Annotated in this window: 25 protein-coding genes, 1 tRNA gene and 1 riboswitch; of the genes, 10 read left to right on the forward strand and 16 right to left on the reverse strand. The window is 61.5% G+C overall.

Annotated features, from left to right (window positions below; translation table 11 throughout):
- Positions 1 to 218 precede the first annotated feature (218 nt).
- Genes ADU59_RS02840 through ADU59_RS02850 form a run of 3 tightly spaced genes read left to right on the forward strand, consistent with a single transcriptional unit; the run spans position 219 to position 2223 of the window.
- The gene (locus tag ADU59_RS02840; RefSeq protein WP_068951477.1) at positions 219 to 884 is read left to right on the forward strand and encodes a S24 family peptidase; all 666 of its coding nucleotides are present in this window, start codon (positions 219 to 221) and stop codon (positions 882 to 884) included.
- Between the two features lie 13 nt (positions 885 to 897).
- Positions 898 to 1758, forward strand: coding sequence for a thermonuclease family protein (locus ADU59_RS02845; RefSeq protein WP_068951479.1), 861 nt, complete (start codon positions 898 to 900; stop codon positions 1756 to 1758).
- Positions 1759 to 1812: 54 nt separating this feature from the next.
- Positions 1813 to 2223, forward strand: coding sequence for a tellurite resistance TerB family protein (locus ADU59_RS02850; RefSeq protein WP_068951481.1), 411 nt, complete (start codon positions 1813 to 1815; stop codon positions 2221 to 2223).
- 38 nt (positions 2224 to 2261) lie between these two features.
- Here ADU59_RS02850 and ADU59_RS02855 read toward each other — a convergent pair whose 3' ends face one another.
- Positions 2262 to 3134, reverse strand: a complete 873-nt coding sequence (locus ADU59_RS02855; protein WP_068951483.1) for a transporter substrate-binding domain-containing protein — start codon at positions 3132 to 3134, stop codon at positions 2262 to 2264.
- Positions 3135 to 3194: 60 nt separating this feature from the next.
- Between ADU59_RS02855 and ADU59_RS02860 the strand changes: the two genes are divergently transcribed.
- Positions 3195 to 5132, forward strand: a complete 1938-nt coding sequence (locus ADU59_RS02860) for a glycosyltransferase family 2 protein (RefSeq protein WP_068951485.1) — start codon at positions 3195 to 3197, stop codon at positions 5130 to 5132.
- 102 nt (positions 5133 to 5234) lie between these two features.
- Here the strand turns inward: ADU59_RS02860 and ADU59_RS02865 are convergent, their stop codons facing one another.
- The 3 genes from ADU59_RS02865 to ADU59_RS02875 all read right to left on the reverse strand — a co-directional run bounded on the left by ADU59_RS02865 (position 5235) and on the right by ADU59_RS02875 (position 7721).
- On the reverse strand, positions 5235 to 6200 hold the full coding sequence (locus ADU59_RS02865) for a phytanoyl-CoA dioxygenase family protein (protein WP_068951487.1): 966 nt from the start codon (positions 6198 to 6200) through the stop codon (positions 5235 to 5237).
- Positions 6201 to 6481: 281 nt separating this feature from the next.
- Positions 6482 to 6555 (reverse strand) — tRNA-Gly (locus ADU59_RS02870).
- 68 nt (positions 6556 to 6623) lie between these two features.
- Complete coding sequence (locus tag ADU59_RS02875; RefSeq protein WP_068951489.1) at positions 6624 to 7721, reverse strand: 2'-deoxycytidine 5'-triphosphate deaminase; 1098 nt, start codon at positions 7719 to 7721, stop codon at positions 6624 to 6626.
- Positions 7722 to 7829: 108 nt separating this feature from the next.
- Positions 7830 to 7908, forward strand: a riboswitch (SAM riboswitch).
- Positions 7909 to 7953: 45 nt separating this feature from the next.
- Between ADU59_RS02875 and ADU59_RS02880 the strand changes: the two genes are divergently transcribed.
- Positions 7954 to 9138 carry an O-succinylhomoserine sulfhydrylase gene (locus ADU59_RS02880; RefSeq protein ID WP_068951491.1) on the forward strand — a complete coding sequence of 395 codons (1185 nt, stop codon included), beginning with the start codon at positions 7954 to 7956 and terminating at the stop codon, positions 9136 to 9138.
- 49 nt (positions 9139 to 9187) lie between these two features.
- Here ADU59_RS02880 and ADU59_RS02885 read toward each other — a convergent pair whose 3' ends face one another.
- Positions 9188 to 9808 (reverse strand): CDP-alcohol phosphatidyltransferase family protein, encoded by a 621-nt coding sequence (locus tag ADU59_RS02885; protein ID WP_068951493.1) that lies wholly within the window; start codon positions 9806 to 9808, stop codon positions 9188 to 9190.
- A gap of 95 nt (positions 9809 to 9903) precedes the next feature.
- Here ADU59_RS02885 and apaG point away from each other — a divergent pair, with 95 nt between their 5' ends.
- Positions 9904 to 10296, forward strand: a complete 393-nt coding sequence (gene apaG, locus ADU59_RS02890) for a Co2+/Mg2+ efflux protein ApaG (protein ID WP_068951495.1) — start codon at positions 9904 to 9906, stop codon at positions 10294 to 10296.
- Positions 10297 to 10324: 28 nt separating this feature from the next.
- Here the strand turns inward: apaG and ADU59_RS02895 are convergent, their stop codons facing one another.
- From ADU59_RS02895 to ADU59_RS02910, 3 genes are all read right to left on the reverse strand, one after another.
- The gene (locus ADU59_RS02895) at positions 10325 to 11320 is read right to left on the reverse strand and encodes an Hsp33 family molecular chaperone (protein ID WP_068951497.1); all 996 of its coding nucleotides are present in this window, start codon (positions 11318 to 11320) and stop codon (positions 10325 to 10327) included.
- Positions 11321 to 11608: 288 nt separating this feature from the next.
- Positions 11609 to 12526 (reverse strand): ornithine carbamoyltransferase, encoded by a 918-nt coding sequence (argF, locus tag ADU59_RS02905; RefSeq protein ID WP_068951501.1) that lies wholly within the window; start codon positions 12524 to 12526, stop codon positions 11609 to 11611.
- 43 nt (positions 12527 to 12569) lie between these two features.
- A complete protein-coding gene (locus ADU59_RS02910; protein WP_068952527.1) occupies positions 12570 to 13769 on the reverse strand; it encodes an aspartate aminotransferase family protein in 1200 nt (399 codons plus the stop codon).
- 433 nt (positions 13770 to 14202) lie between these two features.
- On the opposite strand from ADU59_RS02910, the gene ADU59_RS02915 reads away from it, so the two are divergent.
- Together ADU59_RS02915 and ADU59_RS02920 are read left to right on the forward strand one after the other, a co-directional pair.
- Positions 14203 to 14727, forward strand: coding sequence for a GcrA family cell cycle regulator (locus ADU59_RS02915; protein ID WP_068951503.1), 525 nt, complete (start codon positions 14203 to 14205; stop codon positions 14725 to 14727).
- A 12-nt stretch (positions 14728 to 14739) separates the two neighbouring features.
- Positions 14740 to 15117, forward strand: coding sequence for a VOC family protein (locus tag ADU59_RS02920; protein ID WP_068951504.1), 378 nt, complete (start codon positions 14740 to 14742; stop codon positions 15115 to 15117).
- 25 nt (positions 15118 to 15142) lie between these two features.
- On the opposite strand, the gene phoB is transcribed toward ADU59_RS02920, so the two are convergent.
- The 7 genes from phoB to phoR all read right to left on the reverse strand — a co-directional run bounded on the left by phoB (position 15143) and on the right by phoR (position 22950).
- Positions 15143 to 15826: a phosphate regulon transcriptional regulator PhoB gene (phoB, locus tag ADU59_RS02925; RefSeq protein ID WP_068951507.1), complete on the reverse strand. Its 684-nt coding sequence runs from the start codon at positions 15824 to 15826 to the stop codon at positions 15143 to 15145.
- A gap of 108 nt (positions 15827 to 15934) precedes the next feature.
- Positions 15935 to 16645, reverse strand: a complete 711-nt coding sequence (phoU, locus tag ADU59_RS02930; RefSeq protein WP_425331992.1) for a phosphate signaling complex protein PhoU — start codon at positions 16643 to 16645, stop codon at positions 15935 to 15937.
- Between the two features lie 80 nt (positions 16646 to 16725).
- Complete coding sequence (pstB, locus tag ADU59_RS02935; protein WP_068951510.1) at positions 16726 to 17541, reverse strand: phosphate ABC transporter ATP-binding protein PstB; 816 nt, start codon at positions 17539 to 17541, stop codon at positions 16726 to 16728.
- A 12-nt stretch (positions 17542 to 17553) separates the two neighbouring features.
- Positions 17554 to 18876 carry a phosphate ABC transporter permease PstA gene (gene pstA / locus ADU59_RS02940; RefSeq protein WP_068951512.1) on the reverse strand — a complete coding sequence of 441 codons (1323 nt, stop codon included), beginning with the start codon at positions 18874 to 18876 and terminating at the stop codon, positions 17554 to 17556.
- Entirely contained in the window at positions 18873 to 20357 is a 1485-nt protein-coding gene (gene pstC, locus ADU59_RS02945) for a phosphate ABC transporter permease subunit PstC (RefSeq protein ID WP_068951514.1), read from the reverse strand. The genes pstA and pstC overlap by 4 nt, the downstream gene beginning before the upstream one ends.
- Before the next feature lie 101 nt (positions 20358 to 20458).
- Complete coding sequence (locus ADU59_RS02950; protein ID WP_068951516.1) at positions 20459 to 21493, reverse strand: substrate-binding domain-containing protein; 1035 nt, start codon at positions 21491 to 21493, stop codon at positions 20459 to 20461.
- A 194-nt stretch (positions 21494 to 21687) separates the two neighbouring features.
- Positions 21688 to 22950 carry a phosphate regulon sensor histidine kinase PhoR gene (gene phoR, locus ADU59_RS02955; protein WP_068951518.1) on the reverse strand — a complete coding sequence of 421 codons (1263 nt, stop codon included), beginning with the start codon at positions 22948 to 22950 and terminating at the stop codon, positions 21688 to 21690.
- A 126-nt stretch (positions 22951 to 23076) separates the two neighbouring features.
- Here phoR and ppk2 point away from each other — a divergent pair, with 126 nt between their 5' ends.
- The gene (gene ppk2 / locus ADU59_RS02960; RefSeq protein WP_068952529.1) at positions 23077 to 23958 is read left to right on the forward strand and encodes a polyphosphate kinase 2; all 882 of its coding nucleotides are present in this window, start codon (positions 23077 to 23079) and stop codon (positions 23956 to 23958) included.
- Between the two features lie 36 nt (positions 23959 to 23994).
- On the opposite strand, the gene ADU59_RS02965 is transcribed toward ppk2, so the two are convergent.
- Positions 23995 to 25149: a biotin transporter BioY gene (locus ADU59_RS02965; RefSeq protein ID WP_068951519.1), complete on the reverse strand. Its 1155-nt coding sequence runs from the start codon at positions 25147 to 25149 to the stop codon at positions 23995 to 23997.
- A 359-nt stretch (positions 25150 to 25508) separates the two neighbouring features.
- Here ADU59_RS02965 and ADU59_RS02970 point away from each other — a divergent pair, with 359 nt between their 5' ends.
- Positions 25509 to 26468 (forward strand): NAD(P)H-dependent flavin oxidoreductase, encoded by a 960-nt coding sequence (locus tag ADU59_RS02970; RefSeq protein WP_068951521.1) that lies wholly within the window; start codon positions 25509 to 25511, stop codon positions 26466 to 26468.
- Positions 26469 to 26507: the final 39 nt, after the last annotated feature.

The following is a 26507-nucleotide window of genomic DNA, read 5'->3' on the forward strand; positions in this document are numbered from 1 at the left end:
GCGCCTCGCGACCAGCGGGATTGAATTCAACCAAGTATAGGCGGCAGGCCGCGCATTTCAACCGGATGTGAACGATCCCACCGGCAACATTACAGGATTATTTTCCTCACATACTTTACTCGCCCCCGCATTCTGGCTAATCTCAGTGGGAATAATCAGAACATGAGAAGCCAGAACACAGAAAGCGTCACGCTTCACCGCCCGCAGGATGCGCCCCGATGTTTTCACATGACCGGATCTGGAGTGCGATCGATGCGCTTGCCGAGCGGCATCAGCTGTCGCCTTCGGGCCTTGCACGGCGAGCCGGGCTCGATCCGACCTCCTTCAACAAATCCAAGCGGCATTCCGCCGATGGGCGCGAGCGCTGGCCTTCGACGGAATCGATCGCCAAGGTGCTGGATGCCACCGGCTCGACGATCACCCAGTTCATGGAATTCCTGCGGCCGGGCGCTGGCTCCGGTGCTGTCCCGGAGAGCGCCTTCCCATCACAAGGGGGCTCCATTCCGCTGCTCGGTTTTGCCCAGGCGGGTGCCGGCGGCTTTTTCGACGATGGCGGTTTTCCGGCCGGACAGGGCTGGGACGTGGTCGAGTTTCCGGCGGCCCCCGGCACCAAGGCCGGTGTCTATGCGCTGGAGATCCAGGGCGACAGCATGCTGCCGCTCTATCGCGACGGCGATGTGCTGATCGTCGAACCCGGCGCGCAGGTCCGCCGCGGCGATCGCGTCGTGGTCAAGACGACCGAGGGCGAGGTCATGGCCAAGGTGCTGGTGCGCCAGACCCCGCGCAACATCGAGCTGCTCTCGCTCAATCCCGAACACCCGAACCGCACATTCGAGCTCAGCGAGGTCGAGTGGATAGCTCGCATCATCTGGGCGAGCCAATAGGACAGTTTTCCTGATGAAGCGGCACCTTCTCATCGCTGGTGGAGGCCTTGCCGGCATTTTGCTGACCGTCGCCCTGCTGTTGAGCGGCGCTTCGGTCATTCAGGGACGGCAGGACGCCGCCACGCCCGACTTCACACTGGAAACACCTGACCTCGCCGATGCCCCCGACCTCGGCGGTGACGCAAGGGGCGGCGAACAGGCTGACAGCAGCGAGCCGGTGCCAGCCGATCCCGCTGAAAACGCCATGATCGAGCCGCAGAACAAATCCGTTCGCGGCATAGCGCCCGAACAATTCGGTCTTCCCGAGACGGTGACCGCCCAGCCACTGGAGCGCATCGAGCCCCGGACGCCGCTTTCGCAGCCCATCACACGCGCAGCAGAGCCGGTTCCCGCCGTGCTGCGCCATCCGGTCGCGCTGTCGGCCGGCCTGATCCAGTTTGGCGATCGCCTGCTGCAGCTGGACGGGCTGACGCCGCAAAAAGCGGACCGCGTCTGCGGCGAGGCGGGCAAGACCTGGCCCTGCGGCGTGGTGGCGCGAACCGCCTTCCGCAATTTCCTCCGCGCCCGCGCCTTCGTGTGCAATGTCCCGAAAAACGGCTGGCAGGGAACGCTGACTGCCGCCTGCAGCGTCCACAATATCGATCCCGCCGTCTGGCTTGCCGAAAACGGCTGGGCCGAAGTGCCGGCCGGATCGCCGCTCGAAGGCAAGGTGGAGGCGGCGAAGACATCCCGTCTCGGCTTTTTCGGGGACGATCCGCGCGATTTCAGTGTTTCACCCCCATTGCAGGATGAAACACCCCCTTCCGGGGACACAAATGTGCCCGGGGATACGGATATGCCCGAAGCAACGGATACGACCGGACAGGGCTTGTAAGCCGCCATGCCGGCCCATACCTCTCAAAGCAGAACGCAGCAGCACGGATATCCAATGCCCGAAAATATCAGCCATCACGAAGCCCTCATCTATGTCATGGTGATGATGTCGGCGGTCGATACCGCCATGACCGACGACGAGCTGGAGCGCATCGGCAGGCTCACCGGCTTCCTGCCGGTGTTTGACGGGTTCGATCACGACCATCTGGTTCATGCCGCGCGCGAGTGCGCAGCCCTTCTCGACGGCGCGGAAGGACTGGACATCGCGCTCGAAGTGGTGCGTGAAGCGCTTCCTCCGCGTCTCTACGACACGGCCTATGCACTGGCGGTGGAGCTGGCGGCGGCCGATCTTTCGATCCGTCCGGAAGAAATTCGCCTGCTACAGCTTCTGCGCGACCGGCTGGCTCTCGACAAGCTCACCTGCGCTGCGATCGAACGCGGCGCCATGGCCCGCTTCCGCAAGTAAAGGTGGCTACCGTTTCGAAGGGGCAGGCGGCACAGGCTTCAATAGATGCCGGCGGGGAAATATCGCAGATAGATCTCGTCGAGGCGTCCCTTGCGGGACAGCTCCAGCAGGGCGTGATCGATCGCCTGCGTCAAGGCTGAATCGCCCTTGCGGTTCATGATCGCCAGCCCCTCACCGAGGAAACGCTGCGAGAAATAGGCGCCTTCGAGGAGTGCGCAGCAATTGGCCGCATCGCTGCCCGCGGTCCAGAAGGACAGTTGCATGCCGTCGGAAAAAACCGCGGCAACGCTCCCCTGCCGGAGAGCGGCGAGCATAGCCTCGCGGGTCGGGAAGGATCGCACGTCGAGCTTCGGGAAAAAGGCCTTCAGCATCGCCTCATGCGTGGTTCCCGAGATCGCGCCGACCGGCTTGCCGCCGAGCGCGGCCACGGAAAGATCGCGACCCATGGCCTGACGATTGGCGGCGAACCGGGCCGGCAATTTCATGAACGCACGGGAAAAGGCGAAACGCTGGCGCAGCTCCGGGCTGATGCCGATCCCGGCGACCACCGCCTCCCCCTGCCCGTCCTCAAGCGCCGGCTGCAGTTCCGCGAAGGTTACGGCCTGGATTTGGCACTTGGCGTCGATCTCCAGTTCCCGGCAGATTTCCCGCACCAGATCCACATGGAACCCGGCGAGCTTGCCGGATTGGTCGATGAAATTGAACGGCGGGAAATCCACCGTGGTCAGGAATCGCAGACGCGCCAGGCCGCTCAGATCCGGTTTCGCTATCCGCTCGCGCGCATCAAACAGCAGGGGCAGATCATGAACCCCACCCGCTGCCCGCAACGAAGCCGAAAAAGGGACGGCCAGCAGCACACAAAGCGTGAAAATCCCACAGAATTTTAGGGATGCACGGAGGGCGCGTGTCATTATGATCATTCCCGGGGTGAAACAGGGGGATATTGCCGCGCAGGCGGCAACGGGGTTTTCATGCGTCTCGGAGAATATCCGGACAATTCCGGAATAGCTACCGCAAATGAACCGCCGGCCGGACGACCGCAGACGGGTGCAGCCGCACGACGATTTTCGCCGGCGCTCAAGCGGGAAGGCCGCCTGCTGCTGCAGATGGGTATCGGAAAACCGCTGATCGCGCAGGCAATGCTGCTGGCGCAGGATCATGGCACCACCGTCGAGGAAGAGCTGCTCGCATCCGGCGAAATCGACGAGACCATCTATTTCGAGGCGCTCGCCGAAAAACTCGCCCTTGATTTCATGCCCGATATCGACCCCGCCCGGGTACAGGATGGCGCCGATCTGGACCGGCAAATGACAAGCCCGGAAACGCTGCGCGTTCATCACCCGAGCCGGCCGCCGATCACCGTGATCGTGCCTTCGCTCTCCCGGCTTGCGGAGGTTACCGCTCTCCTGCAACGAACGCCGCTGCTGCGCCAATCCCTGGCGGTCTCGACGCCCTCGGCGGTGCGCCACGCCGCATGGCAGGCCGGACGCCTGCGCCGGGTTTCGATAACCACACGATCACTGTTCGAAACCGCGCCGCTGCACAGCGCCCGCATCACCTTCTGGGGAAAGCAGGGGTTTTATGCCGGCATCATCCTTTGCACGCTCATCGCGGCAGCCATTACAGCGCCGCTGATCAGCCTGCTTACGCTGCATATCGTCCTCACCCTGTTTTATCTCGCCAATCTTCTCGTCCGGGCTTACGCGCTCGGCTGCGCCTTTGCGCAGGAACGCCGCACCGGGCGGATACCGGACGAGAATGCCGCAACCGGTCCGCTGCCTGTCTATTCGGTGCTTGTCGCGCTCTACAAGGAGGAGAGCGTTGCGGCCCAGCTTGTCGATGCGCTCGACCGGCTCGACTGGCCACGGTCGCGCCTCGATATCAAACTCGTCTGCGAGGAGGATGACGCAGAAACCATCGCGGCGCTCAAGGCTTTGCCGCTCGCGTGCGAATACGAGATCGTGCTGGTGCCCGTCCACCAACCGCGCACCAAGCCCAAAGCCCTGAGTTACGCCCTGCCCGGCGTTCGCGGCACCTTCGTCACTGTCTATGACGCCGAAGACCGTCCACATCCGGGTCAGTTGCGCGAGGCCTACGCTGCCTTCATGGCGGCACCTCGGCACATCATCTGCCTGCAGGCGCCGCTGATCATCACCAATGCGCGGCACTCCTGGCTGAGCGCGCTGTTTGCGCTGGAATATGCCGGATTGTTTCGCGGCCTGCTGCCGATGCTGTCGCTGACCGGCCTGCCGCTGCCGCTCGGCGGGACATCCAATCATTTCCGAACGGCTGAGCTGAGACAGATCGGCGGCTGGGATCCGTACAACATGACCGAGGACGCCGATCTCGGGCTGCGGCTGCACCGGCTCGGCTACCGCTCGCGCGTCATCTTCAGGCCAACCTTCGAGGAAGCGCCGACAACGCTGCCGGTCTGGCTCGGTCAGCGTACCCGCTGGTTCAAGGGCTGGCTGCAGACATGGCTGGTGCTGATGCGCCGGCCGGCGGCACTGGCGGGAGAAATGGGCTGGCCCGCTTTTGCAGTCTTCCAGATCCTGATCGCAGGCATGCTGCTTTCCTCGCTCAGTCATCCGGTCATCATCGGCTTCCTCGTCTACCTGACATGGGAGATGCTGCAGGACGGCACGCATGCGGACGGCTGGCTGGCCTTCTGGCTGTTCATCGGCGATGTCATCAATATTTTCGGCAGCTATGCCGTGTTCATCTCGCTTGGCCTGAACCGGATGAATGCGCGGGAGAGACGGGCGGTGGGCTGGCGCTGGGTGTTTGTTCCCATCTACTGGCTGATCATGTCGCTGGCGGCCTGGAGAGCTTTGCTGGAACTGCGGACCAGCCCGTTTTCGTGGAACAAGACACCGCATGTTCCGGTGAGCGACAACGGCAAACAGTGACGGGAGCCCCTATCACGCAGCTGCCGATCCGGATTTTTGGAATGCGCGCCGATTGGTACCCGAGAGAGGAAAACCCTGCGGCTGCGCCGCAGGGTGAAAGCGTCACCGGACGACCGGTTCGCCATGATAGCGGCGCTTCGACGGCTTCGACACGCCAAACCCAACCTCCATCATCAATCGCGGCGACTGCTTGGCCAATGTCCCCATATGGAAGCCAAACGGGTCCTCGACGAACCCCGAGCCCGCCTTTCCGGTCAGGGTGATGGCGCTGTCTTCGCCGTAGAAGCCCAGCACCTCATGCGCCGGATGCCCCACGAGCAGCGTCAATTGATGTTTCACACGCCGCCTGTTGTGGCTTCCCCGCACATAGACATGCGGCCCCGCATCGGCATCGACGTCGGAGAGGTAAAAGAAGAACTTCAACATCCGCCAATCATCGAGGTCGAAGTGGAATTTGAACGAGGCGCGGCTGAGATCCGCCTCGGAGGCGGACTTCGTCGGGAAGCTCCACCATGTCCGCGTCGTGATCAATTTGGCTTCCCCACCGAGATAATGCCTGGAGACATCGAGGAGCAGTGGATCGCGCTGTACCGCCAGAGCAGCCTCGCATTGCAGGACCCGCTCGAAATGATGGCCGCTCAGTATCGTGCGCCCGAAATGCTGCTCGGCATCGACATGCCCGCCGGCGAGAAACTCAAGCTTGCGGTCGAAATTGCCGAAACACGGCGTTTCGTGCCCGAAACGGGCGATCTCTGCCTGGATCGATGCAGGCAGCGTCAGACCGGTAAAGATACCGGTTCGCCTGAGTTCGGCCGCGATCGCCTCCGCCCGCAGGTCACCGAACATCGACGGCGCGGTATTCGCGCTGGAGCGCACGCGTTTGGCCATCAGCCAATGCGCCCTGCGGAACGGCATTGTCCGCGCCAGCAGGAACATGGGCAACCAGGCGGGGTTTTCCCTGACATCCGTCAGATATGTCGGTATGCGCGCAACCATGCGGCGGAGGGCGCCGCCGCTGCGGGCAATGGTTTCCAGGTCCTGCTGTTTGGATTTTTGGGGGCCGTGCATCCGATATCCTTGCGTATGACAAGGATTTTTTCACAAATCCTTGTCCCCGATACCACAGCCCAATCCGGACGATAGCGTGCGATCACCTTTGTTGCAATGCAGCAAATTTAGCCTATGCGAATGAAATCCCATTTCACCGCCTGTGCCGCACACGGTAGCCACCAAAGTAGTCATCAGACAGATCGACAAGGCCAAAGCCAGAACGAAAGCTGTAAAACTGCCTGTAAAATCGTCTGGTTGAGAGGCTGCCAGGACTGGTCGCAAAGCCCTGAGAAACAAGGTGGAGCGGGTAGCGGGAATCGAACCCGCACGATCAGCTTGGGAAGCTGACAAGCTACCACTACATCATACCCGCCTTGCGCTTGAGGTTTCCACCAAGCACGGCTGCCTGTCAAGGCGGCATCCGATTTTCCGGATGCCTATTTACTCCGAGCGGAAATGCTTGGAGAGCTTCAGGCCCTGTGCCTGATAGTTGGAGCCGAGACCGAGGCCATAAAGCCCTTCCGGCCGTTCCATCATGTGTTCGTAGACCAGCCGGCCGACGATCTGGCCGTGTTCGAGGATGAACGGGACTTCGTGGCTGCGGACCTCGAGCACGGCGCGGCTGCCCTTGCCGCCGGCCGAGACATGGCCGAAGCCGGGATCGAAGAAGCCGGCATAGTGGACGCGGAACTCGCCGACCAGCGGATCGAACGGCGTCATTTCGGCGGCATAGAGCGGCGGCACATGCACCGCCTCGCGCGAGACGAGGATGTAGAACTCGTCGGGATCGAGGATCAGTTCGTCGCGGCCACGGCTGTAAAGCGGCTCCCAGAAATCGAAGATGCCGTGCACCGCCTTCTTGTCGACATCGACGACGGCTGTGTGGTGCTTGCCGCGGTAGCCGATGAGACCATCGGCGCCGGTGCCCTTGAGGTCGATGGAAAGCGCAATGCCGCCGCCGGATACGTTCGGCGTATCGCTCGCAACCAGCACATCGCTTTCGTGCAGGGCAAGCAGCTCGGTTTCACTGAGCAGCGCATGGCCGATGCGGAAGCGGATCTGTGAGAGGCGCGAACCGCGCCGGACGATGACCGGGAAGGTGCGCGGGCTGATTTCGAGGTAGAGCGGGCCGGAATAGCCGGCCGGGATCTTGTCAAACTCCTGGGCGCGGTCGGTGATGACACGGGTGAAGATATCGAGACGGCCGGTCGAGCTTTTCGGATTGGCGGAGGCCGACATGCCGACCGGGAGATCGAGGCTTTCCATCAGCGGCACGATGTAGACGCAGCCGGTTTCCAGCACCGCGCCTTCGGAGAGATCGATGACGTGCAGCTTCAGCCGGTCGAGCTTGTCGGCGACCAGATGGCCGGGGCCCGGCATGAAGCTGGCGCGGACGCGGAAGGCGATCGAGCCCAGGCGCAGGTCGAGGCTTGCGGGCTGGATCTGATCGTCATCGAGCCGGTCCTCGCTTTTCAACCGTCCCGCATCAAACAGCGCCGCAATGGCGCGATCGGCTAGAATGCCCGTGGCCCTCGTCATTCCCGTTTTCCTTTTTGCCGCAACCGGCACGTCATAAACCAAATTGTCCCTGTGACATATCTTCTTGTTCGGGGGAATTGACGCAAGCGCGCTTGCGCAGTATTTGAGGAATTATCCCGTGGTGATTTGGCCGGTCGGCTTGCAGCCACGTTAAACAAATAGCTAAAAAGGCCGGGTTTGAAACCGGCTTGCTTTTTTGCGGCCGGTTTTTTTGTTTTGAAAGAGACAATCGATGAGCAAAAATTGGCGCCCCGCGACACAGCTCGTTCATGGCGGCACGACCCGTTCAAACCATGGTGAAACCTCCGAAGCCATCTTCATGACGCAGGGCTTCGTCTACGACAGCTCCGAGGCTGCCGAAGCGCGCTTCAAGGGCGAGACCGACGGCTTCATCTATGCCCGCTACGGCAGCCCGACCAACGACATGTTCGAACAGCGCATGTGCATGCTGGAAGGCGCAGAAGACGCGCGCGCCACGGCATCCGGCATGGCCGCGGTCTCGGCCGCCATCCTCTGCCAGCTGAAGGCCGGCGACCATATCGTTGCCGCCCGCGCCCTGTTCGGCTCCTGCCGCTGGGTCGTGGAAACGCTGGCGCCGAAATACGGCATCGAATTCACGCTGATCGACGGACGTTTCCTCGAAAACTGGGAAAAGGCGGTCAAGCCGAACACCAAGGTGTTCTTCCTCGAAAGCCCGACCAATCCGACGCTGGAAGTGGTTGATATCGCAGGTGTCGCCAAGATCGCCAACGCGATCGGTGCCAAGGTGATCGTCGATAACGTCTTTGCAACGCCGCTTTTGCAGAAGCCGCTGGAACTGGGCGCCCATATCGTCGTCTATTCCGCGACCAAGCATATCGACGGCCAGGGCCGTTGCCTCGGCGGCGTCATCCTGTCCGACAAGGAATGGATCAACGAGAACCTGCACGACTATTTCCGCCACACCGGCCCTGCCCTGTCGCCGTTCAATGCCTGGACGCTGCTGAAGGGCATCGAGACCCTGCCCTTGCGCGTGCGCCAGCAGAGCGAGAATGCCGCGCGTGTCGCCGATTTCCTCGCCGAGCAGAGCCAGATCGCCAAGGTGATCTATCCCGGCCGCAAGGACCATCCGCAGGCCGACATCATTGCCCGGCAGATGAAGGGCGGATCGACGCTGGTGTGCTTCGAACTGAAAGGCGGCAAGGACGCAGCCTTCGCCCTTCAGAACGCGCTCGACACGGTGCTGATCTCCAACAATCTCGGCGACTCGAAGAGCCTGATCACTCATCCGGCAACAACGACGCACAAGAACCTCTCGGACGAAGCCCGTGCTGAACTCGGCATTTCGCCGGGCACGGTGCGCTTCTCGGCCGGCATCGAGGACAGCGAAGACCTGATCGAGGATTTTGCCCGCGCGCTGAAGTCCGTCCAGGCCTGATCCACGGCTCCTATGAGACGCCCGTATCCAGCCGGATGCGGGCGTTTTTCTATGTCTGCTTTTCCGCTTTGAAGCTTATCCGCGCCAACATGATCCGTGACAGCGCCGTGTAGAAACAGACGAGCGCGAAGAGGACGGCGATTTCCGAAAACCACTGCGGGAAAAGGCAGAAGGCCAGAAACACGGCGATCGTTTCGCTAGCCTCGGCAAGCCCCGTCGTGAAATAGAGCGATTTCGCGCCCCTCACCTGCGTCGACAGCCCGCGCTTCGCGGCCATGATGGCAAAGGCAAGGAAGCTTGCCCCGTTGATATAGAAGGACAGAAGCAGCAGGCCGCCCGCCGCGCCGTTTTCATACGGATCGGACAGGATGAAGGCGAGCGGAATGAGGCCGTAGAAGGCGAAGTCGAGGACGATATCGAGGAAGCCGCCGAAATCCGTCTTTTCCGTTGCCCTTGCTACCGCGCCATCCAGACCGTCACAGATCCGGCTGGCCGCGACCAGCAGAAACGCCAGCACGAATTCATCCAGGATAATGGCGACAGCGGCGGCCAGGCCGATCAGGAAGCCGGCGACCGTGACCGTGTTCGCACTGATGCCGCGACGGGCCAGGGCCTGGCCGCCATGGTCAAGCCAGGGGGCAAGCCGCTTTCTGATATGGCCGTCCAGCATCTGTGCCTTATCCTGACAGTTTTACCGTGTCCGTTATTCTTGACGAAACCATCTTGTTGTAGAATATCGCCGAAAGACTTGAAAAGGGTTTGCATATGTATCGCGCGCTGACTCGCGACATCGAGGTGACCGTTGAGCCCTATTATCTGGAGGAGCAGTCCGATCCGGATGACAGCCGCTATGTCTGGGGATACCGCATCCTGATCTCCAACCTTTCCGACAACACGGTGCGGCTGATGACGCGCTATTGGCATATTACCGATGAAAACGGCCAGGTGGACGAGGTCAATGGGCCGGGCGTCATTGGCGAGCAGCCGGTTCTCAATCCCGGCGATACCTATGAATATTCGTCCGGCTGCCCGCTCGACACGCCATCCGGCGTGATGTTCGGCCATTATTCGATGGAAACCACGGAAGGCGAGTCCTTCACGGTGGACATTCCCGCCTTCTCGCTCGATTCACCCGGCCAGAACCGCACGCTGAACTGACAGCCGCGCGGCCTGGCACAGCCGCTGATTACTGCGGCCGCACTTCCGTTGCCTCGAAACGGTAGGTCGTCGAGCAGAACTCGCAGGTGACCGAAACCATTCCGTCCTCGACCGTATGATCGATATCCTCCTGGCTCAGGCTGGCCAGGACGTCGCGCAGCCTTTCCCGCGAACAGCTGCACTTGTCGTAGACCGCCTGTGGCGGATAGACCTTGACGCCGCGTTCGTGGAACAGCCTGTAGAGCAGCCGCTCGGTGCCGACCGTCGGATCGGTCAGTTCATCGGCGTCGATGGTCTGAACCATGACGCTCGCCTCGCCCCAAAGATCATCGACCTCGAAGTCAGCATCGTCATCCGCCGCGTCGCCATCGCCGCCGGGAAGATCCGGCTGGCGCATGCGCTCCAGCGTTTCCGGCAGGAACTGCGCGACCATGCCGCCGGCCCGCCAGCGATGGCGCGGCTTGCCATTTTCGTCGCGGTCGAGCAGCTCGGCGACGCCGAGGCGCACCTTCGTCGGGATCTGCTCCGACTGACGGAAATAGACACCGGCGATCTCTTCGAGAGACGCGCCATCGAGCGGCACGATGCCCTGGTAGCGCTGCATATGCGCACCCTGGTCGATGGTGAAAGCCAGAATGCCCTCGCCCAGCAGATGCTGAGGCTGGGTCAGGCCGTTCTGCTCGGCGATCGACAGAGCCTCCTCGTTGTAGCGGGCATAGGCGCGCACCCGGTCGGGCGTCGAGAAATCGGCGACGACGAGATCGACGGGGCCGTTGCCCTTGGTCTGGATGATCAGCTTGCCTTCGAATTTCAGCGAGGTACCGAGCAGAACCGTCAGCACGACCGTCTCGGCAACGAGGCGGGCGACCGGCAACGGATAGTTGTGGCGCTCGAGAATGGCATCCAGCATCGGACCGAGCTGGACGGCACGGCCACGCACGTCGAGGCCTTCAACCTGAAACGGCACGACATGATCGTCGCCGGCGAAATCGAACTGGCCGAGGCCCGATAGGGTTTCCGTCATCATTCTGCTCCTTAGCCCCCGCACATCCGCGCACCACAAAGGCCGGAGCCCTGGGCGACGCGATGTCCGACGCTCTTATTGATCCTGCGCAGGCCCGCTTTGTCCAGATCGTTGCTGAAAAAACGGCTGCTCTTTCCGATCGCCTCCAGTTTGGACAGCGAAACGGATGGCTGGATAGTCTCAAACACAAATGACCGGCACGGGAAGCCAAGCCTCCCGCCGGTCATCATCTTGCAGCATAGATCGTGTGCCGCGGTCCGGTTTTCAATATGCCCGGCACAACGCCCCTTACAGGGCGCCGAGGCACCAGGCGAGAACCGATTTCTGCGCATGCAGACGGTTCTCCGCCTCGTCGAACACGACCGACTGCTTGCCGTCGATCACGTCGTCAGTGACCTCCTCGCCTCGGTGGGCGGGCAGGCAATGCATGAACAGTGCGTCCTTGTCGGCCTTCGCCATCAGCGCGGCATTGACCTGGAACGGCTGGAAAACATTGTGCCCGCGGGCGCGGTGTTCCTGGTTCATCGACACCCATGTGTCGGTGACCACGCAATGCGCGCCGTCCACGGCCTGATCGGCGTCATGATAGAGCTTGATCTCGCCACCGTTGTTGCGGGCCCAGTTGAGGATCTTGTCGTCGGGCTCCGAGCCGAGCGGCACTGCCATGTTCATCCGGTAGCCGAAACGGGCCGAGCCTTCGATGAAGGAATGCAGCACATTGTTGCCGTCGCCGGTCCAGGCGATCGTCTTGCCCTTCACCGGGCCGCCATGCTCCTCGAAGGTCATGATATCAGCCATGATCTGGCAGGGGTGCGTGGTATCCGTGAGGCCGTTGATGACCGGAACGGTGGCGTGTTCGGCCAGCTCCAGCAGGCGCGTATGATCGGTGGTGCGGATCATGATCGCGTCGACATAGCGCGAGAGAACCTTGGCCGTATCGCCAATGGTTTCGGCGCGGCCGAGCTGCATCTCGGTGCCGGAGAGGAACAGCGTCTCGCCGCCAAGCTGGCGCATGCCGACGTCGAAGGACACGCGCGTGCGGGTCGATGGCTTTTCGAAGATCATCGCCAGCATCTTGCCGGCCAGTGGCTTTTCAGCCGTGCCTGCCTTGGTGGCTGCCTTGCGGACGCGGGCGTCCTCGATGATCGTCCGGAGGTCGCCCGTCGTCATGGCGGAAAGATCGAGAAAATGTCTGGTGCCGGCCATTCTATTCAAAGTCCTGTGTTTTTCAGCGTAAGGGGAGCGTCGTTCAGGCGGAGGCCTGTCGTCGTTCCACTGTGAGCTGTTCGGCGGCGCGCTCCAGCCGCGCCAGACCTTCACGGGCCTCCTCGGCCGTCGTCACCAGCGGCGGCAGCAGGCGGATGACATTTTCGCCCGCCGGCACGGCCAGCAGTTTTTCGGCCCGGATGGCCTTGAGCAGATCGGTCGACGGTACCTTGGCCTTGATGCCGAGCATCAGGCCCTCGCCGCGGATTTCCTCGATGACATCGGGGAAACGGTCGGCAAGCGAGGCAAGCCCCTGGCGGAAGACCAGCGAGACATCGCGCACATGCTGCAGGAAATCATCCGCAAGGATGACATCCAGAACGGCATTGCCAACGGCCATGGCCAGCGGGTTGCCGCCATAGGTCGAGCCGTGCGTACCGGCGATCATGCCGGAAGCCGCATCCTCGGTCGCAAGGCAGGCGCCAAGCGGGAAGCCGCCGCCGATACCCTTGGCAACAGCCATGATATCCGGCGTGATACCCGCCCATTCATGGGCAAAGAGCTTGCCTGTGCGGCCGACGCCGGACTGGACCTCGTCGAGGACCAGCAGCAGGCCGTATTCGTCGCACAGCGCCCGCAGTTCCTGCAGGAACTCCTTCGACACCGTGCGGATGCCGCCCTCGCCCTGGATCGGCTCGATCAGGATCGCGGCGGTTTCTTCGGTGATCGCCGCCTTCAGTGCTGCCATATCGTCGAACGGCACCTGATAGAAACCCGGCGCCTTCGGGCCGAAACCTTCGAGATATTTCGCCTGGCCACCGGCGGCGATCGTCGCCAGCGTGCGGCCATGAAAGGCGCCCTCGAAGGTGATGATGTGGAATTTTTCCGGCTGACCCTTGGCGAAATGATAGCGCCGTGCCGTCTTGATGGCGCATTCGAGCGCCTCCGCACCGGAGTTGGTGAAGAACACCTTGTCGGCAAAGGTTGCTTCCGTCAGGCGGCGGCTGAGGCTTTCCTGACCGGGAACCTCATACAGATTGGACAGATGCCAGACCTTTTCCGCCTGTTCCTTCAACGCCGAAACGAGATGCGGATGGGCATGGCCGAGCGAATTGACCGCGACGCCGGCAGCAAAATCGAGATAGCGCGTGCCATCCTCGGCGATCAGCCAGACGCCTTCGCCGCGCTCGAACCGCAAAGGGGCGCGAGCATATGTGTCATAAAGCGGCGTGGCAGCGGCCATGGCGCAGGTCTCCTCAATCATCGCAGTGATTGTTTCGGTCAATTGTTCGTTTCGGGCTGAGGCCAACCCATAAAAAATCAAAATGCCGCCTCGCGGCGGCGAGGGCACTATCTTCATTTCGCACTGCGATGTCAACAAAAGCCCACGATTTGCGGCAATTCGCGCGGATACAGGCGATGCGATTTTTTTAGCCGGATACCCTTGCAAAAATGCCACGCATGACAAGCAAGTTGGGGAAAACTCAGAAATCGATTCGGTGGGATTCAAGGGACTCTTGTCAGGGAGTCCCCCGGTCTCTACGTTAATAAACAATTACTAGAACGCATGCGGCGGACCTAGTCACCAAAAGTGTTATCGCGTTTCAACCTCGGAGCCTATCCGGGGTTCGGTGGAGGATTCGACCAACACCAACGCTGGGAATGGAGACAAGACCATGAACTGGACTGACGAGCGGGTCGAGAAACTCAAGAAATTGTGGTCCGAGGGTTTGAGCGCGAGCCAGATCGCAGCTCAACTCGGCGGCGTCAGCCGCAACGCCGTCATCGGCAAGGTTCACCGGCTTTGCCTGCCCGGCCGCGCCAAGGCCGGCGGCAGCACGGCGGCGACCACGCGCGCCAAGCGCCCCGCGACGTCCGCGCCGCGTGCACCGAACTATGCCTCGCGCATGACCACCCGCACCGTGACACGCACGGCCGGCGCCACCGTCATGAAGGAAGAAGTCGAAATCGACGTCATCGAGGATCAGGAAACGGCACCGGTCGGCAACGTCGTCGTTCCGATGTCGCGCCGCCTGGTGCTGACGGAGCTGACCGACCGCACCTGCAAGTGGCCGATCGGCGACCCGATGAAGGACGAGTTCCATTTTTGCGGCAACGACTCCCCCGACACGTCCCCCTACTGCACCTTCCACGCGAAACTGGCCTACCAGCCTTCCGGTGAGCGCCGCCGGGCACGATAAGGCCGGGTCGGCATGCGGTTCGTCAATCCTATCCCGTTCGTGCGGGATATCAGCATCTCGAAAACCTTTTATTGCGAGATACTGGGATTGGCGATCACGCAGGACTTCGGCAATTTCGTCATGTTTGAAACCGGCTTTGCAATGCATGAGGGCAAATCCCTGGAAATAACGGTCTGGGGACGGACGACAGCCGTTTCGGAGCCGTATGGCCGCCAGAATATCCTGCTCTATTTCGAACACGACAATCTCGACGCGCTTTTCGAGCGCATCTCTTCGAACGTGAACCTCATCCACCCCATCGAGACGCAACCATGGGGACAGAGGGTGTTTCGTCTATACGATCCCGACGGCCATGCCGTCGAGATCGGCGAACCGCAAGGCAGCGCCTGACGGCTTTCGCCATATCCGTAATTGCTCAGCTTTCCAGCGAATAGCCCGCGCCGCGCACCGTGCGGATCACGTCCTGCATGTTGGAAAAATTCAGCGCCTTGCGCAGGCGGCCGACATGGACGTCCACCGTGCGCTCATCGACATAGATGTCTTGGCCCCAGACACCGTCCAGAAGCTGCGAACGCGAAAAAACCCGGCCAGGCGAGGCCATGAAGAATTCAAGAAGGCGGAATTCGGTCGGCCCCAGGCGAACTTCGCGGGTCTTGCGATGAACGCGGTGGGTTTCGCGGTCGAGCTCGATATCGCCGCATTTCAGCAATGTCGAGAGAACCTCCGGTTTCGCCCGGCGCAACATTGCCTTCACCCGGGCCATCAGCTCCGGTGTCGAAAATGGCTTGACCACATAATCGTCGGCGCCGGTGGCAAGGCCGCGAACACGTTCGCTCTCTTCTCCCCGCGCCGTCAGCATGATGATCGGCAGACGCTCGGTCTCGGACCGCTGGCGCAGACGCCGGCACAGTTCGATGCCGGAAACGCCCGGGAGCATCCAATCAAGGATCAGCAGATCCGGCAGGCGTTCCTGCAGGCGCATTTCGGCCTCGTCGCCACGATTGATCGTATCGACTTCGAACCCTTCGGCCTCAAGATTGTAACGCAGGAGAACGCTGAGCGCCTCCTCATCTTCAACAACGGCAATTCTTGGCAACATGCAGTTAGGCTCCTTGGCGCCCGGTCCGCCGGACCTGTGGCTTGCGGAGCGGCTCCATTGGCCGCCCGCGCAGTCATGCGTAAGAATTTACTTACTTAATCCGCGCGATCAATTGCCGATCGCGCCGACGGTGTTGGCAGTGTCGTCCTTCGGACGCTCGCCGACGGGCTGCGCACCGGTCGCCATGTAATAGATCGTCTCGGCGATGTTGGTGGCGTGATCGCCAATGCGCTCGATATTCTTGGCGCAGAACAGAAGATGCGTGCAGGGCGTGATGTTGCGCGGATCTTCCATCATGTAGGTCAGAAGCTCGCGAAACAGCGAGGTGTAGATCGCGTCGATCTCGTTGTCGCGCTCGCGGATGCTGTTGGCCTTTTCCGGCGAGCGGGAGGCGTAAACGTCGAGCACCTCCTTGAGCTGGACGAGCGCAAGTTCGGCCAGATGCTCCAGGCCGCGGGCAAGCTGGCGCGGAAGGCTGGCACTCGACACGGCGATGACGCGCTTGGCCGTGTTCTTGCCGAGATCGCCGACCCGTTCCAGATCGGCGGCGATGCGGATCGACCCCATGATCTCGCGCAGATCCGAGGCTACAGGCTGGCGCTTGGCGATCGTGACGATCGCCTTTTCGCCGATCTGACGCTCGGCATCATCGAGAATGGCATCGTCGGAAATGACCTTCTGGGCGAGCGCCAGGTCGGAATTGACCAGCGCGCGCACGGATTCGGCCACCATCTGTTCGGCGAGGCCGCCCATCTCGGAAATGCGCCGGGTCAGGTACTTCAGATCTTCGTCATAGACGGAAGCAATGTGCGTAGACATGATTGTTTTTCCTTGCGATCACAATCCGGTTTCAAAGACAGCGGCCTTGCCGAAACACCGGCAGGCAACAGGAAACGTCCTCAGCCGAAGCGGCCCATGATGTAATCCTGCGTGCGCTGGTCGTCCGGATTGGTGAACATCTTGTCGGTGTCGTTCTCTTCGACGAGATTGCCGAGATGGAACATGGCGGTGCGCTGCGAAACACGGGCAGCCTGCTGCATCGAGTGCGTGACGATGACGATCGTATAGTTGGCGCGCAGTTCGTGGATCAGTTCCTCGACCTTGGCGGTGGCGATCGGATCCAGCGCCGAACAGGGCTCGTCCATCAGGATGACTTCCGGGCTGACGGCAACGGCGCGGGCAATGCACAGGCGCTGCTGCTGGCCGCCGGACAGACCGGTACCGGATTCATGCAGACGATCCTTCACTTCGTTCCAGAGACCGGCCTTCTGAAGGCTACTCTCGACGATCTGGTCGAATTCCGCCTTGGTGCGGGCAAGACCATGGATCTTCGGGCCGTAGGTGACGTTCTCGTAGATCGACTTCGGGAACGGGTTGGGCTTCTGGAAAACCATACCGACACGGGCGCGAAGCTCGACGACGTCGATGCTCGGATCGTAGATATCGCCGTCATCGAGAGTGATCTTGCCGGTGACGCGGCAGCTGTCGATCGTATCGTTCATGCGGTTCAGGGTCCGCAGGAATGTCGACTTGCCGCAGCCGGAGGGGCCGATCAGGGCGGTCACGGTGTTTTCGCGGACATTGAGATTCACATCGAAAAGCGCCCGCTTCTCGCCGTAATAGACCGAAACATCCTTTCCGATCATCTTGAAGGGAACAGTGTTCATTTTCTGATCCAAGGCCTTTTCGACTGCTGCTTCTGACATCATGTTCATGTTTCTACCTCACTACCAGCGCCGCTCAAAGCGACGCCGCAACAGGATTGCGCCAAGGTTCATGACGACGAGGAAGATCAGGAGAACCATGATCGCACCCGAGGTCCGTTCGACAAATGCACGTTCGGCTTCATTGGCCCACATATAGATCTGCACGGGCAGAGCTGTGGACGGATCCATCGGCGAGCCGGGATAATCGACGACGAAGGCGACCATGCCGATCAAAAGCAGCGGCGCGGTTTCGCCGAGCGCATGGGCCAGGCCGATGATCGTACCAGTGAGCACGCCCGGCATGGCCAGCGGCAGGACGTGATGGAAGATCGTCTGCATCTTCGACGCACCAAGGCCAAGGGCCGCCGCGCGGATCGACGGCGGCACCGCCTTCAGCGCCGCACGGGTGGCGATAATGATCGTCGGCAACGTCATCAGCGTCAGCACCAAGCCACCGACGAGGGCAGCGGAGCGCGGCATGCCGGCGAAGTTGATGAAGATCGACAGGCCCAGCAGACCGTAGACGATCGACGGAACGGCGGCGAGGTTGTTGATATTGACCTCGATCAGATCCGTCAGCCGGTTCTTCGGCGCGAACTCCTCCAGATAGATGGATGCCGCCACCCCGATCGGAAGCGCAAGGGCAAGAACGATCAGCATCATATAGAGCGAGCCGAGAGCCGCGACACCGATACCGGCAGCTTCCGGACGGCTGGACGCACCATATGTGAACAATCCGGTGTTGAACTGTTTGGCCATGGCGCCGGACGCAGACAGCGTCTTCATCCATTCGAGCTGCTGGTCCTTCACCTTGCGGCTGGCTTCGGCGACATTGAGGTCGATCTGCCCCTTGTTGGCCGAGTCGATATTGCCTTCCGCCAGCAGCGCGACATTGACAGTCGTACCGATCACGGCCGGATTGGCGACGACGATATCGCGCAGCTGGGTACGGGCGCTTGCCGACACCATGTCGGTTGCCTGCTTGACGAGCGGCTTGTTGTCCGGATCCATGGCGAGCGCCTTGACCAGCGCATCGCGCACCAGCAGCGGATAGTTTGCCGTCATCAACTTGGCGGGGTTCTGGGCGCGCTCGTTCTTCGGGTCGATGACTTTTTCGGAGAACTCGATCGGCAGCGTGATCGCGGTCTGCTGGAACGCGGTGTAGCCTTTGGAGACCACGGTCCACAGAAGCACGAACAGGAAGAACAGGCCGATCAGGATGGCGGCAGCGCCGTAAGCCCTGAAGCGGCGCTCGGCTGCATAGCGGCGCTTGATGCCGATATCCCGCTTTGCCTGCGCCGGGCGCACGAAGGTGGACGGTACGGAAGATGTCATGTCGGTCATTCGTACTGTTCCCGATATTTGCGCACGATATAGAGTGCATAGATGTTGAGGCAGAGTGTGATGGCAAACAGGGTGATGCCAAGCGCAAAGGCAACCAGCGTCTGCGGCGAATTGAACTCAAGGTCGCCGGTCAGCTGATTGACGATCTTGACCGTCACCGTCGTCATCGCCTCGAAGGGATTGAGCTGCATGCGCGCAGCGACCCCGGCGGCCAGAACCACGATCATGGTTTCACCGACGGCACGCGATGCCGTCAGAAGCAATGCACCGACGATACCGGGAAGAGCGGCGGGCAGGATGACGCGCTTGATGGTTTCAGAGCGGGTCGCACCGAGGCCAAGCGAGCCATCGCGCAGCGAGCCGGGCACCTGCGTGATGATATCGTCCGACAGAGACGACACGAACGGGATCAGCATGATGCCCATCACCAGGCCGGCCGTCAGAACGCTCTGCGCCTGGATGAAGTTGACGTAGTTGCCGGTCACCAGCCCGTTCAGCTGCGCCGACATATCGCGAAGGAAAGGCCCGACCGTGACCAGGGCGAAAAAGCCGTAGACGATGGTCGGGATGCCGGCGAGGATTTCCAGAAGCGGCTTGGCGATGCCACGCACGGCGGGCTTGGCATATTCCGCCATGTAGATGGCTGCGAAGAGACCGACCGGCACCGCAAAAAGCATGGCGACGAAAGCGATATAAAGCGTTCCGGCCAGCAGCGGCAGCAGGCCGAACTGGCCTTCCGTGCCTCCGCTGCCCGCAGCGGAAAAGCGTGGATCCCAGACCGTGCCGAAGAAGAAGGCGCTGGGCGAAACCGACTGGAAGAAGCGGATGGCTTCCGACAGCATCGACCCGACAATGCCGACCGTCGTCAGGATCGCGATCGACGATGCCAGCAGCAGCGCGCCCAGCATGACGCGCTCGACGCGGTTTCTCGCCCGCAACGACGCCGAGATACCACGGATGGAAAAGAATGCGCCCGCAATGGCAATGATCAACACGACCGCGCTCATCGCCCAGCGGCTGCCGTCCTTCAGAGAATTATATTCCTGCGCGGATGCGACCATGTAGGCTTCACCGGCATTGGCCATCGGCACGCCCTTGGCGGCCAGCGCGTCACGCAGATTGCTGGAGCCGCTGGTTACGGCCGCCAGTTCGTCCGCATTGAGCAGCTTGAGGCCATTGGCAACGGACATCACCTGGCCGAGCATCAGCTGCGTGGTTGCGCCGCCCTGACTGCGCACGGTTTCGGGCAGCGAGGCGCGAACGGCACTTTCGATGACAAACGGGCTGGCGATCAGCCAGACGGCGAGAACCACCGCGGCCGGCAGGACCGCCCAGATGGCGACATAGACGCCATGATACCCTGGAAGGGAATGCAATACCGACAGCTTGCCCTTAGAGCTTGCCACCGCGCGCGCGCGGCCGGCAAAATAGGCCGCCAGACCGACAATCAAAACAATCAGCAGAATAAGAGAGGTGTTCATCAATATATCCCCCCGGCCTTGTCAATCATGGAAAGCCGGCAAATCCGAACTCGGGAGGTCCGGCACGGCAAGAACTGCCGTGCCGTAATTGCGCTCCTGGATTAGAGCAGGCCGCCGTCGGTGAAGGCCTTGCGGTCAGCTTCACGTTCTGCATCCGGAGCCGGTACGAGGCCGTAGGAAGCAAGCGGGCTGTCAGGGCCGATCATCTGGTCGTCGAGGAAGAATTCGACATATTCCTTGAGGCCCGGGATAACGCCGAGATGTGCCTTCTTGACGTAGAAGAACAGCGGGCGGGACACCGGATATTCGCCGGAAGCGATCGTTTCGGTCGTCGGAACGATGCCGTTGACGGTTGCGACCTTCAGCTTGTCGGCGTTGTTTTCAAAGAAGGACAGGCCGAAGACGCCGATGCCGTTCTTGTTGGACGCGATGCGAGCGAGCGTTTCGGTGTAGTCGCCGTCGATGTCGATGGCCAGACCGTCCTTGCGAACGGCGATGCACTTCTTGGCGGCTTCCTTTTCATCGGCAACCAGGCCCTTGATCGCGTCGGTCGCGCCGGCTTCCTTGCAGCCCGCTGCGAGAACCTTCTCTTCGAAGACTTCGCGGGTGCCGTGCTTTTCGCCCGGGATATAGGCGGCGATTTCAACGTCCGGCAGGTCCTTGTTGACTTCCGACCACTTCTTGTAGGGGTTGGCAACGAGCTTGCCGTCAACGACGACTTCAGCGGCCAGAGCGAGATACAGGTCCTTCGGAACCAGCTTCAGGTCGGCATTGCCGCTGTCGGTCGCGAAGACGATGCCGTCATAACCGATCTTGACTTCCTGGACTTCGGTGACGCCGGATGCCTTGCAGGTTTCCAGCTCGCTGTCCTTGATCTTGCGCGATGCATTGGCGATGTCGATCGTGTCGGGGCCAACACCCTTGCAGAATTCCTTCAGGCCGGCACCGGTGCCACCGGATTCAACGATCGGGGTCTTGAAGTCGGGGAAGGTTTCGCCGAAGGTTTCGGCAACGATCTTTGCGTAGGGAAGAACGGTCGAGGAGCCGGCAACCTGGATCTGGTCGCGGGCGATCGCTACGCCAGCAAAAGCGGCGGATGCAACCAGAGCTGCAACAGTAAGTTTCAAGGACTTCATCAGAATACTCCCATAATGGGCTTGTGTGGGTGCGCTTTTCACCAGCGCTCGCTTTCGCCGTATCGATCGGCCACCTTAGTTAGCGTCCGATGCCCACACCTTTTATGTCAAATTGACGAAACATTTGTGACAGATTAACCATTTGAAATAGTGACGTATTTTTCAAATATGCGTTTTCGGGCGACGGGTTTGTGTCAAAACCTCACGGTAAACACCGTGCCCTTGCCGATTTCGGATTGAACCAGCAGTCTGGCACGGTGCCGGGTCAGAATATGCTTGACGATGGCAAGCCCCAGACCCGTGCCCTTTTTCGACCGGCTGGCCTCCACATTCACCCGGTAGAATCGCTCGGTAATACGGGGAACATGTTCGGCGGGGATCCCCGGGCCGTGATCGCGGACCGAAACCTCGGCCGGCACATCGCCGCCGCCCGAGAGCGTGACTTCGACCTTCTTGCCCTCCTGGCCATACTTGCAGGCGTTCTCGATCAAGTTCTCGAAAACTTCCGTCAGTTCGTCGCGGTCGCCCTGCACGATGACCGGCGCGTCTGGCACAATCAGCGAAATCTCGACGCCGACATCCTCGGCAAGCGGCGACAGCGCGTCGCGGACATGGCCGAGCAGCGGCGCCAGATTGATCGCCTCATCCGGCGCGATATGGGACTTCAACTCCAGCCGCGAGAGGGACAGGAGATCATCGACAAGGCGGCTCATCCGCGTCGCCTGTTCGTGCATGATGCCGAGGAACTTCTCATGCGCCTTGGCATCGTTGCGCGCAGGGCCCTGCAGCGTCTCGATAAAACCGCGGAGCGAGGCGAGCGGTGTCCTCAGTTCATGGCTGGCATTGGCGACGAAATCGGAGCGCATCCGGTCGATCCGGCGGGCCTGCGAAATATCGCGATAGGACAGGACATAGAGCCGGCCATTCGCCTGCGGCCCGATATCGGCCGGGGCGACGCGGACGATATAGACCGCCTCCGACGGGAACCGTTCGGAATGCTCGATCTGGTTCACCTTGCCGGTCACGATCGTCTCACGCACCATATCCAGAATGCCGGGCGAACGCACCCGCGCCGACAGGTCCGTATTCGGCGGGATGGTGCCGAAGGCTTTCTCGGCCGCCTGATTCTGCAACAGCACGGTTTCATCCGGCGCGACCACCAGGATCGGCGTGTCGAGCGCGTTGAAGACGGTGGCGAGCATGCCAAGATCGGTCTCTTCCATCGCAGACGGCGCGACCGCCGCGACAGGCGGCTTGGGATCGGCCGAACGGTTGAAAAGAACCGTCATCCAGACCAGCCAGAACAAAAGCACGGCCATGGTGTGAATGCCGAAAAAAACGAGCCCGCCCGCAGCGATGACCGACAGGGCGATGATCCACTTCTCCGCGGCAGCTCTCTCCCCCAGACGCTCCCAGACTGTTTTTGTATCTTCCAAGATGCTCTCTCTTACCGGCATGCAATTGACCGGTGATATCGGAGGTTCATGACATGATTTTCACGGCATGCTTGAATTCGCAATTCAATTGTGGCCTCCTCCCATGAAATCGGCGACCGGCCGCCAAAACTCCAGAGAGGGCACATGATGACGGATTCTGAGAAAAACAAGCCGGTCGAACTGGAGATCAACGGCAAGCGGCGCATTTTCGACATCGACAATCCGGAACTGCCGGGCTGGATCGACAAGGCGGCGCTGTCTTCGGGCGATTATCCCTACGACAAGAAGCTCGATGGCGACAGCTATGACAGCCTGCTGGAAAAGCTGCAGGTGGAGCTGGTCAAGGTGCAGTTCTGGCTGCAGGCGACAGGCCAGCGGGTGATGGCGGTTTTCGAGGGGCGCGACGCTGCCGGCAAGGGCGGGGCGATCCATGCCACGAACTCCTACATGAACCCGCGCTCTGCCCGTGTCGTCGCGCTGACCAAGCCGACGGAAACGGAAAAGGGCCAGTGGTACTACCAGCGCTATGTCACACATTTCCCGACGGCTGGCGAATTCGTGATGTTCGACCGCTCCTGGTACAATCGCGGCGGCGTCGAGCCGGTGATGGGGTTCTGCACGCCCGAACAGCAGCAGCATTTTCTCAAGCAGACGCCGCGTGTCGAAAAACTGGTCATCGGCGACGGCATCCACTTCTTCAAGTTCTGGCTGGACATCGGCCGCGAGATGCAGCTCAAGCGGTTCCACGACCGGCGCCACGACCCGCTGAAAGTATGGAAACTGTCGCCGATGGATATCGCGGCACTGACGAAATGGGACCTGTATACCGAAGCCCGCGACCAGATGCTCAAGGAAACCCATAGCGATCATGCGCCGTGGACAGTCGTTCGCGCCAACGACAAGCGCCGCGCCCGGCTGGATCTGATCCGCCATATCCTCAAGACGCTCGATTACGACGGCAAGGACAAGAGCGCGATCGGAGAGATCGACGACAAGATCCTCGGCTTCGGCCCCGGCTTTGTGAAGTAGGCCGCCTGGGCAGCGGCCCGGTGGCTTCCGATACCCTTATTGCCCGGGCAGAATGCGGATGGCGAAGAGGTTGAGGCTGTTGCCGGCCCCCGTCACGTCGCTGTTGATCAGAATATGGCCGGGGGAGCTCGGGGCAAGGCTGCGGTCGAACGTCACCTTGAACAGCATATCGTTCTTTTCCTCGTTGACCGTGAACCGGTGACGGCCGCAATCGCCGAGCGAGGAGAAATCGCACTCGACGGAAAACTGCGTCTGCTTGCCCGCGTCCGCCTGGACGCTCAGCGCGACGGTCGATGTCTTGCCGGAGATCTGCTCAAGCACCGAGGCCGGAATCTCGACCAGCACATTGCCGTCCGCATCCGCGCTCGCCGACGTGATGCGAACACGCGGCCCGCGCTCGTCGTTGACGGAATCAGCCGTGGCGCGGCTGCCCGGCTTGACCCCGGCCGTATCGGCAGGCGTGAAGACATCGACCCAATCGCCGGAGAAACCCGACTGGGTTCCCAGTGTCTTCAAACCCTCTCCGCCGTCGAAATCTTCCGACTGGACCGTCGAGGGCGGATTGGCGACGCTGGTATCCCGCTGAGCCGCCGTCTTCAGTAGCCCACTGGTTTCTGCCCACCAGGCCGCCATAACGACCGCGGCGACCAGGATGGTCACAACCATGACGAAGGATAGAAAACGGCCCCGCTTGCGCCGGCGCGGCTTCGGCTGCGCTGTCGCGGTCTTGGCAAGTTTGCCCCGTTTGCCCACCGTCGGCTCGACCGGTGCCGCCTCGGCAATACGCGGCGAACCCTCACGGCGTTCCGGACGCAGGCCCGCAAGTCCGCCATCAACGCTGGGGGCAACGCCGGCACCCTGACCCGCGCCCTGCCCGGGCGGCAGATGAATTCCGTCGTCAAGCTCCGCCGAAGGGGCGTGATTCTCGTTGCTAGCGGCATCGATACGCACCGGCGGCGGCACCGAGGCAGCCGCCTTCAGCGTGGCGCGCTCCTCCTGCTCGATGGCATGAATGACGGCTTCCAAGCGATGGCGCTGCTGGGCGATCACGTCCGGATCGAGCACGTCCTGCTTCTTGAGGCCAGCCTCAAGTGCATTTCGCGCCGATTGATAGATACGCGCACGCGTTTCGGAATTCGCCCGGTCCGAGCGTTCCAGCGCATGTCTGATGGCAGTCTCCAGTCCGCTCACTATCCGTCCTTCTTGGTGCGGGTATCAATCTACCCTGCAAGAGCATGTCGCACTCGGGCCGAAGCCCCGGAACCGGGCAGCAAGGCCGGCGCTCCGGTTCCACCAGCAATCCGCCGCTGCGGCCGGATGTTCTCATCAAACCCGGCACGCTTTTGGATGTGTTAACAATTGGGTAACCGTTGACGCGGCGATCTGCAAGCCTTGCGCACAAAACTGACTGACAGCGCCGGGGAAAACCCGGAGGATTTCGCGGATCCAGCCATGCCGACCTCAGCAGGACAGCCTTGCAAAACGAAAAGTGGCTGGTAAAGTTCTTACGTTTACGAAAACGTCAAATATTCGAAACCGGGAGCGAACCCTTGTCCTTGCCAGCCATTCTCAACGGTACCACGCGCCTGCCCGTCGTCGCGGCGCCGCTTTTCATCATCTCTCATCCTGCCCTGACGCTTGCCCAATGCAAGGCAGGTGTCGTCGGTTCGTTTCCAGCGCTCAACGCCCGGCCCGAAGCGCAGCTGGACGAATGGCTGGCGGAAATTACCGAGGAACTGGCAGCTCACAACGCCCGCAATCCCGGCAGGCCGGCAGCGCCCTTCGCTGTCAACCAGATCGTCCACAAATCCAACAAACGGCTCGAACACGACCTGATGCTCTGCGTCAAATACAAGGTGCCGATCGTCATTTCCTCGCTCGGCGCCGTGCCCGAGGTCAATGCCGCAATCCATTCCTATGGCGGCATCGTACTGCATGACGTGATCAACAACCGCCATGCCAACTCGGCCATCCGCAAGGGTGCCGATGGGCTGATCGCCGTTGCGACCGGAGCCGGCGGCCACGCCGGAACGCTCTCTCCCTTCGCGCTGGTGCAGGAAATCCGCAGCTGGTTTACCGGCCCTCTCCTGCTTTCGGGCGCCATCTCCACCGGCGGCGCCTTGCTGGCCGCGCAGGCGATGGGTGCCGACATGGCCTATATCGGCTCGCCCTTCATCGCCACGACAGAAGCCCGCGCCAGCGACGCCTACAAGCAGATGATCGTCGACAGCGCTGCCGCCGATATCGTCTATTCGAATTATTTTACCGGCATCCACGGCAACTACCTGAAACCCTCGATCACCGCCGCCGGCATGGACCCTGACCATCTTCCGGAAGCCGATCCGTCCAAGATGGATTTCGAGGCGGCCACCACCGGCGCCAAGGCCTGGAAGGATATCTGGGGCTGCGGCCAGGGCATCGGCGCCGTCACCGAGATCACCCCGGTCGCCAGCCTCGTCGACCGGCTTGCCCGCGAATACAGCGAGGCCCGCCAGCGGCTGGCACTCTGAAAGCCCTCTCTTTCGGCTGTCCATGGCTTTTTTGACGTT

The organism is Pararhizobium polonicum, assembly GCF_001687365.1.
Lineage (GTDB): Bacteria > Pseudomonadota > Alphaproteobacteria > Rhizobiales > Rhizobiaceae > Pararhizobium > Pararhizobium polonicum.